Origin of the sequence: Pseudomonas sp. NFX183, from assembly GCF_047943075.1 — a bacterium.
GTDB lineage: Bacteria > Pseudomonadota > Gammaproteobacteria > Pseudomonadales > Pseudomonadaceae > Aquipseudomonas.
The window spans coordinates 4,283,612-4,295,328 of the sequence record NZ_CP181333.1 but is presented as its reverse complement, the minus strand read 5'-3'; the positions used below and the strand labels follow the sequence as shown (position 1 = coordinate 4,295,328).

The following is an 11,717-nucleotide window of genomic DNA, read 5'->3' as shown; positions in this document are numbered from 1 at the left end:
GCTGGCTTGCCTGCGATTGCGGTGGATCAGCTGGCACATCAGGCACAGACAGACCGCTTTCGCAGGCAAGCCAGCTCCCACATTTGATTGATTTTGTCCTTGGGGTCGCAGGGTCAGGCCAAAAGAGTGCACCGCCGAGCAAGTGGCGCAGCCCGCGCCACCTTTTGGTGCAATCTCAGCTCACACCACTCAAGACCCGCACCGCATGCGGGTCAAAAAAGCTCGGCGGCGCCATACCGGGGATGTACTGGTCGGACACAAACATCCGGCAGCGCTCGGCGAACGCCGACACCACACGCGACAGCTGGGTGTTGCTCGCCGTGGCGTAGCCCAGCCGCATCGGCCGGTGCGAGCCGGCCAGGCGCAGGCGAATCACGCGTTTGCCATCCTGGGACACATTGGATTTGGGCCGCGCATTCGCGAAGGAATAGCCAATGCCATTGCCGACCATCGCGCGCACCGTTTCGAGGTTGGTGGAGCGCATGATGATGTTGGGCGTAGTGCCCGCCTGCATGAACAGGCTGAGGAAATAGTCGCGGCTCCAGGGCGTGTCGAGCAGCACCACCGGATACGCTTCAAGGTCTTGCATGCTCACCGCCGGCAAGCTCGCCAGCGGGTGATACTCGCCGACCATCACATACGGCGGCAGGTGCGCCAGGGCTTGGAAGTCGATGTCGGGGCTGGTCACCAGGTCGTAGGTCAGGGCGATATCCAGCTCACCGCTGCGCAGTTTTTCCAGCAATTCCTCGTGGTTGCCTTCGGCCTGGGTCAGCCGTACGCCGGGGAAGGCGCGGCCAAAACCAAACACCAGTTCGGGGGTGATCATCGGCGCCAGCGACTCCAGGCAACCCACCCGCAAAGGCCCGCGCACAGTGTTCAACGACTCCGAGGCGATGGTGTAGAGGTTGGTCATCTGCTCCAGAATCAGCTTGGCTTCCTGCATCACCTGGCGCCCCACCGCCGTGAGCGAAATGCCCTGGGCGTGATGGCGGATAAACAGCTGGATGCCCAGCTCCGCTTCCATATGGGTGATGGCGGCCGAGATCGACGGCGACGACACATGAATGCGTTCAGCCGCAGCACTGATGCTGCCCGCCTCTCCTGACGCCACGAAATACTCCAGTTGACGCTGAGTAATACGACTGAGCATTACGCCTGCCCCTCAACAATGACTGTACGCGGGGTGTTGCAGGGTTCGTGCCGGGTCAGGCGCGAACCGATGACCTGCACGGGCTTCGGTTTTTCCTAAGCACTACCGCGCACAAATGCTGGTTTCGCAGGCACCTGGGCAATGTGAAGCTGAACTCATCCTGCGTCCGATGAGTTGCCCCTATGCCCACCCACACCCGCATCCGCATGTTCAACACCAAACAGACCTACCCCAACCAGGCGCTGGACAACGACTTGTGCCAGGCCGTGCGCGCCGGCAACACCATCTATGTGCGCGGCCAGATCGGCACCGATTTCGACGGCAACCTGGTCGGCCTTGGCGACCCGCGCGCGCAAGCCGAGCAAGCGATGAAAAACGTCAAGCAACTGCTTGAGGAGGCCGGCTCCGACCTGTCGCACATCGTCAAGACCACCACGTACTTGATCGACCCGCGTTACCGCGAGCCGGTGTATCAAGAGGTGGGCAAGTGGCTCAAAGGCGTGTTCCCGATCTCCACCGGGCTGGTGATTTCCGGCCTGGGCCAGCCGGAATGGCTGATGGAAATCGACGTGATCGCCGTTGTGCCGGATGACTGGGCCGTATGAGGGCGGTGATTGCCCGTGAGCCGGGCGGGCCTGAGGTGCTGCACTGCGTAGAGCGCCCGATGCCAACGCCCGAGCCAGGCGAGGTGTTGATTCGCGTGGCCGCCGCAGGCGTCAATCGCCCGGACCTGATGCAACGCAGCGGCGCACCGATTCCGCCTGGTGTTACCGACGTGCTCGGCCTGGAAGCGGCGGGCATCGTCGTCGCGGTAGGCCATGGCGTGGATGAGTTTGCCCCTGGCGACCGCGTGATGGCGCTGCTCAACGGCGGCGGCTACGCCGAGTACTGCGTGGCACAGGCGGCGCACTGCCTGCCGGTGCCGGCGGGGTTGTCACTTCAGGATGCCGCAGGCGTGCCGGAAGCGGCGTTCACCGTGTGGCACAACCTGTTTGAACTGGGCCGCCTGCGCAGCGGCGACAGCGTGCTGATCCACGGCGCCGCCAGTGGCGTTGGCAGCTTTGCCGTGCAGTGCGCGCATGCCGCCGGGGCGCGGGTGATTGCCACCGCCGGCGGCGCGCAGAAAGTCGCGATGCTGCAAGCGCTTGGCGTGTGGCGCGCGGTGGATCGCCACGTTGAAGATTTCGTCGAGGGGGTGAACGACTGCACTGAAGGACGCGGCGTGGACGTGGTGCTGGATAACGTCGGCGGCCCTTATGTTGCGCGCAACCTCGCCGCCATGGCGATGGGCGGGCGGCATGTGAGTCTGTCGTTCCTGCAAGGCGCGAAGATCGAGTTGGATCTACAGGTACTGATGCGCAAAAACCTCAGCCTCACCTCTTCCACTCTGCGCCCTAAAAGCCACGCCGAAAAAGCCCGTTTGGCGGTGTGCATCCGCTCGCGTTTTTTACCCTGGCTCGCCTCCGGCCTGGTGCGCCCGCAGATCCACACGCAGCTGCCACTGCTGCACGCCGCCGAGGCCCATCGCCTGCTGGAGGCCAACGCCAATGTCGGCAAAGTCGTGCTGACCGTCGCGCAATAACTGGAGCGCAAGCCATGTCCCACCGCGTGTTTTTCCTCAATGGCCCTAACGCCAACCTGTACGGGCTGGACAAAAACGGCACCTATGGCAGCGAAAGTTTCGCCAGCATCCAAGCACGCTGCCAACGCCACGCCGCTGAGCTGGGCCTGACCCTGGACTTTCGTCAGAGCAACCATGAAGGCGTGCTGGTGGACTGGATACAGGAAGCGCGACTGAACGCCGACGCCATCGTGATCAACGCCGCCGGGCTCACCTACAGCTCGGTACCGATCCTCGACGCGCTGCTGGCCTTCGACGGCCCGATCATCGAAGCGCACATGAGCAACATCTGGAAGCGCGAGAGCTTTCGGCATCATTCTTACGTGTCCAAGGCGGCTACCGGCGTCATCGCAGGGCTTGGGGCGTTGGGTTATGAGCTGGCGCTTACGGCGGTGGCCACGTTGTTGAAAACCCAATGAACCGCCTCACCGCAGATCAACTGTGGGCGCTGTCGAGCTTTAGCGAGGCGGCGAAGGGGTCACCGCAGTGCACCTGATTACCCGTGCACCTGCATCGCAAACTGGCTGACGCAGCCACTCGTCGAAAAAATCAGGCTGAAAAAGCGTGTATTCAGGGTGCATCGGTGATGCATCGAGAATGAGGCTGCTAGCGACTGCCCCATGGGGTTTGGATTTTCCTAACCTCTGCCTTCAAAAAGCATAATTTCGCTCCTTCCACTGCGTGATCACACTGAGGCTGTCGATGCTTGCGCGTCGCCCAAACCGACCGAGGTCGTTCACTTTTAGGAAACGCACATGTCAGTGGAAACAATCAACACCCTGGTAGTGGGCGCAGGCCAGGCCGGCGTCGCCATGAGCGAGCACCTTTCCCTGATGGGTGTGCCGCACCTCGTGCTGGAGCGCAGCCGCATCGCCGAACGCTGGCGCTCGGAGCGCTGGGACTCGCTGGTCGCCAACGGCCCGGCCTGGCACGACCGCTTTCCCGGGCTGAAATTCGAGGGCATTTCCCCCGAAGCCTTCCCGCCGAAAGAGCGCATGGCCGACTACTTCGAAGCCTACGTCGAGAAGTTACAGGCCCCCGTGCGCACCGGCGTGGAAGTCCAGCGCGTGGAACGCCATGTGGGCCGCCCCGGCTTCAAGGTCACCACCTCCGCGGGCATCATCGAAGCCGCCAATGTGGTGGCCGCCACCGGCCCGTTCCAGCGCCCATCGATCCCCACCATCGTCCCGGCCACCGCGCCCGTGCACCAACTGCACTCTTCCACCTACAAAAACCCTGCGCAATTGCCCGAAGGCGCCGTGCTGGTGGTCGGCGCCGGCGCCTCCGGCTCACAAATCGCCGAAGAGCTGCAAAAGGCCGGCAAAACCGTGTACCTCTCGGTGGGCGAACACTACCGCCCGCCCCGCGCGTACCGCGGCCGCGACTACTGCTGGTGGCTCGGCGCGCTGGGCCTGTGGGACGAAGTCAAAATTCAGCCGAAGAAAAAGCACGTGGCCTTTGCCGTCAGCGGCTACGAGGGCGGTAAGACCGTGGACTTCCGCCGCTTGGCGCACCAGGGCATCCACCTGGTCGGCGTCACGCGCGCGTGGAACGAGGGCGTGATGACCTTCGAACCGGGCCTGGCCGACAACGTGGCCGAAGGTGACCGCGCCTACTTTGATGTACTGCGCGACGCCGACGCCTACATCGAGGCCAACGGGTTGCCGTTCCCATTGGAGCCCGACGCCTGGAAATTGCTGCCCGACCCGGAATGCCTGGTTAACCCGATCCTCAGCCTGGACCTGGCCGAGGCCGGCGTGACCACTATCCTTTGGGCGACGGGCTTCAAGTTTGATTTCAGCTGGTTGAAGGTCGATGCGTTTGACGAAAAAGGCGAGCCGTTTCACAAGCGCGGGATCTCGGCGCAGAGCGGGATTTACTTCCTCGGCCTGCCGAATCTGGTGAACCGCGCGTCGTCGTTTATCTACGGGGTTTGGCACGACGCGAAGTACGTGGCCGACCATATTGTTTTGCAGAATGAGTACATGTCCTACACCAAGCCCTGAAACAGCAAAGTCCGAGGCGACAGCGCCTTGCTCCGTTGCCTACGCTTGCGTCAGAATCCGCCGGCTTGTGCGCTTGGGTGGGCGTCTCTAAGGTTGCTCGGTCGCTGAACACTCAGTGATCGGGTTTAGTAGCCCGAGCGATAACATAAAGTGCATGAGCCTCATCTGTCAGATGTTCTTGTCTGTGCTTGATGGTGGCTGTGTGCAGGGCGCCCTCGGGCGCGCCGGCTTTGTGTGTTTCCCCGGTCTACTAACCTGCGCACAGCTGCCACCCCATCGTTTAGTAGCGAAGAGGTGTTGGCCCTAATCAGGTACAACACACATGTTCAAAGTCACACCCAACCCTCCGAACGAGCCGGACCTGAAGCTGAACCAGGCGGCGCATCGCGCGATTGATCGCTATCTCAATCCAGAAAATGACCCACCTTTACCACCGACAGGCCTGTTCAGCGTTGCCGCCGATGCCAGCAACGAAACCCTGATCACCAACGGCTACGAAACCTTCTCCTCAGTGACCGTCTTGCTGCTTGACCTGTCGGAGGACCTGACCGGGAAACAGCGCGACGTGGCGCTGGCGATTCACCAGTTGAGTGAGTTGGGGGTTTTGTTGATGGACAGGCTGATGGAGCGTGAGGCTGCTGTAGCGGGTAGCTGAGCTTTCAACTGCATGACCCGAATAAACAACCGGGCTTACTCGCGAACATGTCGGGCCGGCAAATATTGATGTCGACTGACCCGCCGCTTTCGCGGGCAAGCCCGCTCCCACAGGGGTTCTGCGCTTAACTGATGGGTAGTGGGGAACAGGCCACCGTTAAAGGCGTGGCCTGCCGCCTGTTCTGTCTAACGCAAGCGAATACACGGCAACCGATACCTCACCTCGACCAACTGCACACCGCCCCTCTCAAGCGTGCGCTCACTGCCCGCCTCCTCAACACAGCCTACCCGGCGATAAAACCGGACAGCCCTTTCATTACGGGCCAACACCCACAGCGTTAACTGTTCAAACCCCTGCTCCGCTAAATACTGTAAGCCCGCGTTCCACAACGCCAGCCCGACGCCCGTGTGCCAGTGCTCCGCGACCACGTAGATGGCCATGACCTCACCTACGTTCTGCGCAGCAGCATCCTCATCACGGCTGGCGCCGACGGATACCCAGCCGACTACCTGCTTGTTAACCTGCGCCACCCAGACTTTTGATTCGCCCGACTCAATCGAGGCCATCCAAAATGACTCGCGCCTGGCCAACGTCGAGCTCAACGCACCCAAGTAGTCGGCGGGCATCAGCTCGCGATAGGCGTCCTGCCAACTGCTGATGTGCACCTGGGCAATCGCCCTGGCGTCGGCGGGTGAGGCGTGACGAATCATCGAAGCGCTCCTTGTTCGGATATCAAGGGGTTAGCGTAAGCCGGCCTCGATGACGATTTTGCGATGCACAGCCCCTCGTGCCATCCATACACACTACGGGCCAGTTACGCCGCGCGCCGTAAGGTGCTGACGGACGTAATAATTGTCGAATTCACTGCTTTCGACGAATTGGAAACCATGGCGGGTATAAAACCGGTTCGAGGCGCTTTCTTTGAGAGCACCCACTTTGATCGGCAGTGCAGCCGCATCCGCTTCTTTGAAAATCAGAGCAAGCACCGCAGCACCTACCCCTGCCCCTTGCGCACTCGGCCTCACGTACAGGTGGTCGAGCACGAGTTGATCGGGGTCGTGCTTGACCACGACAAAGCCGACCCGGTCTCCAGCGACCTCGATGTAACGGGTGTTGTGGGCTTCGAAGCCGCTGACAAAGCGCTCACGCGCCCGCACCGGATCAAACCGCCCGACACGCTCCAGGCTGTCGCGCATCGCCTCGATTCGAATGGCAACCAAGTCGTCCACGTCGCCGGGTTGAGCGAGGACTAACTTCACTGGGGTGTTTTGATCGCGTGTGATGAGCATGACGTTGCACTCTACATAGGCGCAGGAGTAAGACCACGTTTATACGGTTTCCCGAAGCGTGGTCTACCTTGTTTTTTTTAAGCGCACCTCAGGCTCAGGCGCGCTTGGGCAACTTCCAGTTCGGCCGGATGAAGTGGCAGGTATAGCCATTGGGTATGCGCTCCAGATAATCCTGATGCTCCGGCTCCGCTTCCCAAAACGGCCCTGCGGGTTCTATCTCAGTCACCACACGGCCTGGCCACAACTTGGAGGCATCCACGTCGGCAGCAGTGTCTTCGGCGATGTCGCGTTGCTGTTCGCTCAGGTAATAAATCGCTGAACGATAGCTTGGCCCAAGGTCATTGCCCTGGCGGTTAGGCGTGCTGGGGTCGTGGATCTGGAAAAAGAACTCGAGAATCTGCCGGTACGTGATCACCGCAGGATCAAACACGATCTCAATCGCTTCAGCATGATTGCCGTGGTTGCGATAAGTGGCATTCGGCACATCGCCGCCGGTGTAGCCGACTCGCGTGCTGAGGACGCCGGGGTAGCGCCGCAACAGGTCCTGCATGCCCCAGAAGCAGCCGCCGGCAAGGATCGCGGTTTCGGTTTGGTTGGTCATGGTCTGCCCTTGTGCTGAATGAGTACCGGGATAGTTATGGGGCTGCGCTGGGCAATAGCAAGGGTGAACGTCGGGTCGCGCTCGCCTCACTGATAAAATTCCCGGCCAGCAAAATGGCCGCACAGCGCTGCGCAGCCGTGAGGCAATGGTTCATACACCCCTGCGCGCTGACATCCGCATGACTTCAAAATGCCGCCATGGCGTCATATTTCTGCAATGAAACCATGCGATTTTTGTCGGCGGAAATAGGACATAACAGCCAGCTCTAGCACGCTAAGCCGCTGTTTTAATTATGGAAAATGGACTTTAAGGAAAGCCGATGTCGATGTTTTGTCAGATTATGGATAAATCTGAGAGTGGTGGGTGCGGGTGCAAGATCCCATCCAGCGTGTTAACGAAAATTCTGTCGCAAACTGCAGCAGCCAATACGGTGTCGGATGACAAAGTGGTATTGGGCTTTGAGTCTTCTGACGATTGCGCCGTCTATGACGCAGGTGAAAAATACCTTTTATTCACCACCGATTTTTTCTCCCCGATAGTCAACGATCCTTATGTCTTCGGCCAATTGGCAGCCAGCAATGCTGTCAGCGATATCTTTGCTTCAGGCGGGAGCCCACTGATTGCCAACTCGATCATGGCGTTCGACCCGGAACTGGTGTCGGCCGAGCAGGTAACGCAGATGATCCTGGGCGCCCAGTCGGTGATGAACAAGTTCAATGTGAGCATCGTCGGTGGCCATACGATCAAGAACAGCCAGCCCTTGTACGGTTTCTCGATCATTGGTGAGGTGGAAAAACACCGGCTGAAGAAAAACAACACCGCCAGGGCCGGAGATTTGCTGGTCATGACGCGTCCGATCGGTGTCGGCATCCTCGCCAATGCCCTGAAGACCGGCGTGATTGAGCAAGAGGATATTGCCGCGTCGACGCTTGCCCAGATCACCGGCGACAACGCGTTTGGCCGCACGCTGAGCGAAAGTCCTGAAGTCAGCAGTTTGACTGATATCACCGGGTTCGGCCTGATCGGCCATATCAGTGAGATGGTCGGGCTGGGGCAACTGGATGTTGACCTGGACACGAGCGGCCTGGTTTTTTATGACGGTACAGAGTCATTGGCGGTGGCGGTGACGTCGGCTGACAGCGGTATTTTTTCTAACCTAAAAAAGTACGCGCAGAACGTGGAGTACCTGGCTGATCTTCCCTTGGCTAGAAAGTTTCTGTTGCATGACCCGCAAACGAATGGCGGTTTGCTGTTCACGGTGAGTGCCGAAGGGTTTGAAACGAACCGTCGAGCGTGGCAGGCGCTTTGCCCTGATCTGATTGTTATTGGTCGGATGAAGGAAGGGACCGGCAAGATCAAGGTCTGCTGAGATGGTAGCCGTGACAATCTACCCGGTGATGGTCGGTGTGGGCGTGATGGCGGGTTTTATGTCAGGTCTGTTCGGTATCGGTGGGGGCATCATCGTGACGCCCCTGTTGGTGCTGATTTACCCGATATTGTCCGGTCAGAAACTGCCGATTGAAGTCGTGACGGGGCTGTCTTCCGCACAGGGCTTCTTTTCGTCCCTCGTGTCGTTCGCGCTGCACCGCATCAAGTTTCAGCCGGATTGGCGAGTGATCAGAAGCTTTGCCGTACCGATGGCTGTCGCCAACTTTTTTGCCTCGCTGAATGCTGATGCTTTCAGCGAAAACTTCATCCTGTTCGTCTTCGGCCTGCTGGGGTTGATGTCGTTGTTGGTCACGTACCTGTTCCGTAAACCGGTGGCCCTGTTGTGCAACCATCAATCGCTGTCGTTGCCACTGATAGGGCTGGTGCTGGGCGTATTGTGCGGGCTGGTTGGACAGGGTGGCGGGTTCATCTACCTGCCTGTGCTGATCAGCTTGTTTGGTCTGCAGATAAAGCAGGCCATTTCGACCTCGGCGCTGATCGGCATCATCGGCGCAAGTGGGGCGTTATTCGGCAGAGTGGGTTCAACCATGGATTTTCTCGGCTACACCGGTGAGTTGGTACTGGGGATATTGGTGGGGGGTTTGCTCGGCGCCATGCTTTCTCATCGGTTGGACTCGAGGCACCTGAAACAGGCGCTGAATGCTTTCGTTTTGCTGTGCTCGCTCCAGCTCATGCTGCGCGTGCTTATTTGACCTGTGAGTCTCTGTTCGCATCTGCGAGCAGCATCCTGAATGACATAAAAAAAGAAAACCTGGAAGTGTTTGATATGGATATTGCTGTGGATGCAGTTTATGCCGACGTCTGTGGGTCGGCTCCGGTTTCAATGGGTGTGAGCAACATGCTTCAGGCGTTGTTTTCGACCCGCCAATGCGCCAACCCCAATGCCAATCATGCCCTGGGCGTTGCGTTGCTCGAACGCGTCGAACGGGCGCGTGGCAGCATCGCCAGCCTTTTGAACGTGGACGCCGACTGCCTGATTTTCAACAGCGGCTCCAGTGAGGGCTGTGCCCAGGTGTTTCATGGTTTTTTCGAACGCTACAAACATGAGCAACCCTTGGTGTTGTACTCAGCGATCGAACACGCCTGCACCCTGCAGAACATAAACCGCTACGGCCTGGAAGGCCTGCAAGCCATAGCGATCGGGCATCAAATGAACGGACTGCTCGACACCGAGCAATTGGAGCAGCTGCTGCGTGCCCATGCAGGTCGCCCGACATTGGTTTGCGTTATGGCCGTGCATAACGAAACCGGCGTGATTCAACCGATCGAAGACATCGCCCGACAAGTGAAGGCTGGAGGTGGCTTGCTGTTTTCGGACATGACCCAGGCCATCGGCAAAATCCCTGTGGACCTGCACGCATCCGGCGTTGATTTCGCCATTGCGTCAGGACACAAGTTCGGGGCGTTGCCCGGTGCCGGTTTTCTGTACGCCAGAAGCCGCTACGGGTTGTCGCCATTGATCGTTGGGGGCGGCCAGGAAGGCGGGTTGCGCGGGGGTACTCAGAACTATCCGGGCATTCTTTCGATTGAAACCGCGTTGCAGGAAAAACAGCACACCTACGGCACCGGCAGAGTCGCGGTACAACAGAGCCGGGAAACGTTTGAGCGTACGCTGCAAGCGATGCTGGGCGAAGTGGTCGTGATCGGTCAGCAAGCACCGCGTGTGCCTTGTGTGAGTTTTGTTGCATTGCCAGGGGTCAATACAAAAAAACTGCAGTGGGCCTTGAACACACAGTCGATCTACATCACCGGTGGGTCGGCATGCTCGGACAAGAAACTGAGCCTGTCCAACACGGTTACACAACTGGGATATCCCGACCGGATCGCCGGGGCCACGGTGCGCATTTCCATCGACGAAGCACAGTGTCAATTCGCCTATGAGCGGATTCTGGAGGGTATCGCCCAAGCGCTGAAGCTGTCTTCGACTGTCCCGGCAGCTCACACTGTGACCCACGTGTCATGAAGGTGGTGACCTCAGGCTCGGCGTACCTGGACATCGACGCGTATGCCTGCTGCATTGCGTACGCCGAGCTGTTGAATCACCAGGGCGTTGATGCTCGGGCCGTCAGTAGCGCCCCGCTCAATGTCAGCATCTCCAGGACCGTGCTCGAATGGCAATCATCTCTGGACGATTACCGGCCGGGAGCGGGTGATGAGTTCGTGTTGGTGGATGTCTCCGACTACCACCATTTCGACCCGCTGGTGGTGCTTGAGCAGGTGGTGGAAGTCATTGACCATCACCCAGGCTTTGAAAACTATTGGGCGCAGAAGCTCGGACCGGCGGCAGACATCCTGCCGATCGGCGCAGCGGCAACGCTGATTTTTCAGCGTTGGGAAGCGGCAGAGCTGTTGCCGCTGATCAGCGAAAAAAGTGCTGCGTTGCTGGCCACGGCCATTTTGGACAATACCCTGAATTTCACCGGGCAGTTGACCACCCAAGCGGATATCCGGGCGTATGAAGTCCTCGCAGGGCGGGCGAAGCTGGAGGCCGACTGGCCCGAGCGGTATTTCTCCGAGTGCCAAGCCACTGTCGAGTCAGACCTGATTGGCGCGTTGGCGGTTGATGTGAAGCGGCTGAAAGCCGAGAGCAACCTGCCGCAGGTTTTCGCGCAGCTGGCGGTATGGGATGCCAGTGTGCTCATCCGAACGCATCGTGCAACGATCGGTGACTGGCTGGCGGCGCAGGGTGAAGACTGGCTGTTGAACGTCATCAGCATCCGCGAGTGCAAAAGCTACTTTCTGGCTGAGCCTTTGGTCAGCCAACAAAAGTTGAGCCATTTGCTGCCAATCGAATGGCAGGCCGCAATGGCGGTGCTGGAGCCCGCGCTGCTACGCAAGGAACTGTTGAAGCTGGGGTTGGCCGCGTCTGCGTTGTGAGTAAACCGCAGCTGGTTTTGTAGTTGCGTCGAAGGGCTGTTTTTGGCCGACTTCTGCCAGTCAGTGAGA

General features: G+C 59.4%; 13 protein-coding genes. 9 read left to right on the top strand and 4 right to left on the bottom strand.

The features are described 5' to 3' along the window. Positions 1 to 175 precede the first annotated feature (175 nt). Positions 176 to 1,150, bottom strand: a complete 975-nt coding sequence (locus ACM530_RS20065; RefSeq protein WP_145158627.1) for a LysR family transcriptional regulator — start codon at positions 1,148 to 1,150, stop codon at positions 176 to 178. Positions 1,151 to 1,332: 182 nt separating this feature from the next. On the opposite strand from ACM530_RS20065, the gene ACM530_RS20060 reads away from it, so the two are divergent. The 5 genes from ACM530_RS20060 (at position 1,333) to ACM530_RS20040 (ending at position 5,432) form a co-directional block, all read left to right on the top strand. Beyond that, positions 1,333 to 1,755 (top strand): RidA family protein, encoded by a 423-nt coding sequence (locus ACM530_RS20060; protein WP_253397581.1) that lies wholly within the window; start codon positions 1,333 to 1,335, stop codon positions 1,753 to 1,755. Further along, complete coding sequence (locus tag ACM530_RS20055) at positions 1,752 to 2,732, top strand: NAD(P)H-quinone oxidoreductase (RefSeq protein ID WP_416362967.1); 981 nt, start codon at positions 1,752 to 1,754, stop codon at positions 2,730 to 2,732. The genes ACM530_RS20060 and ACM530_RS20055 overlap by 4 nt, the downstream gene beginning before the upstream one ends. Positions 2,733 to 2,746: 14 nt before the next feature. Continuing rightward, positions 2,747 to 3,190: a type II 3-dehydroquinate dehydratase gene (locus ACM530_RS20050; RefSeq protein ID WP_416362966.1), complete on the top strand. Its 444-nt coding sequence runs from the start codon at positions 2,747 to 2,749 to the stop codon at positions 3,188 to 3,190. A gap of 336 nt (positions 3,191 to 3,526) precedes the next feature. Next, the gene (locus ACM530_RS20045; protein WP_416362965.1) at positions 3,527 to 4,777 is read left to right on the top strand and encodes a flavin-containing monooxygenase; all 1,251 of its coding nucleotides are present in this window, start codon (positions 3,527 to 3,529) and stop codon (positions 4,775 to 4,777) included. 322 nt (positions 4,778 to 5,099) lie between these two features. Then, positions 5,100 to 5,432, top strand: coding sequence for a DUF6124 family protein (locus ACM530_RS20040; RefSeq protein ID WP_416362964.1), 333 nt, complete (start codon positions 5,100 to 5,102; stop codon positions 5,430 to 5,432). A gap of 185 nt (positions 5,433 to 5,617) precedes the next feature. Here ACM530_RS20040 and ACM530_RS20035 read toward each other — a convergent pair whose 3' ends face one another. From ACM530_RS20035 to msrA, 3 genes are all read right to left on the bottom strand, one after another. Then, positions 5,618 to 6,142 (bottom strand): GNAT family N-acetyltransferase, encoded by a 525-nt coding sequence (locus tag ACM530_RS20035; RefSeq protein WP_416362963.1) that lies wholly within the window; start codon positions 6,140 to 6,142, stop codon positions 5,618 to 5,620. A 93-nt stretch (positions 6,143 to 6,235) separates the two neighbouring features. Next, positions 6,236 to 6,721 carry a GNAT family N-acetyltransferase gene (locus ACM530_RS20030; protein ID WP_416362962.1) on the bottom strand — a complete coding sequence of 162 codons (486 nt, stop codon included), beginning with the start codon at positions 6,719 to 6,721 and terminating at the stop codon, positions 6,236 to 6,238. A gap of 94 nt (positions 6,722 to 6,815) precedes the next feature. Further along, positions 6,816 to 7,322: a peptide-methionine (S)-S-oxide reductase MsrA gene (gene msrA, locus ACM530_RS20025; RefSeq protein WP_145158649.1), complete on the bottom strand. Its 507-nt coding sequence runs from the start codon at positions 7,320 to 7,322 to the stop codon at positions 6,816 to 6,818. A 319-nt stretch (positions 7,323 to 7,641) separates the two neighbouring features. Here msrA and selD point away from each other — a divergent pair, with 319 nt between their 5' ends. The 4 genes from selD to ACM530_RS20005 all read left to right on the top strand — a co-directional run bounded on the left by selD (position 7,642) and on the right by ACM530_RS20005 (position 11,648). Beyond that, positions 7,642 to 8,691, top strand: coding sequence for a selenide, water dikinase SelD (gene selD / locus ACM530_RS20020; RefSeq protein ID WP_262207851.1), 1,050 nt, complete (start codon positions 7,642 to 7,644; stop codon positions 8,689 to 8,691). A 1-nt stretch (position 8,692) separates the two neighbouring features. Continuing rightward, positions 8,693 to 9,463 carry a sulfite exporter TauE/SafE family protein gene (locus ACM530_RS20015; protein WP_416362961.1) on the top strand — a complete coding sequence of 257 codons (771 nt, stop codon included), beginning with the start codon at positions 8,693 to 8,695 and terminating at the stop codon, positions 9,461 to 9,463. Between the two features lie 74 nt (positions 9,464 to 9,537). Beyond that, positions 9,538 to 10,734 carry a cysteine desulfurase family protein gene (locus ACM530_RS20010; RefSeq protein WP_416362960.1) on the top strand — a complete coding sequence of 399 codons (1,197 nt, stop codon included), beginning with the start codon at positions 9,538 to 9,540 and terminating at the stop codon, positions 10,732 to 10,734. Beyond that, positions 10,731 to 11,648 (top strand): DHH family phosphoesterase, encoded by a 918-nt coding sequence (locus tag ACM530_RS20005; protein WP_416362959.1) that lies wholly within the window; start codon positions 10,731 to 10,733, stop codon positions 11,646 to 11,648. The genes ACM530_RS20010 and ACM530_RS20005 overlap by 4 nt, the downstream gene beginning before the upstream one ends. Positions 11,649 to 11,717 lie beyond the last annotated feature (69 nt).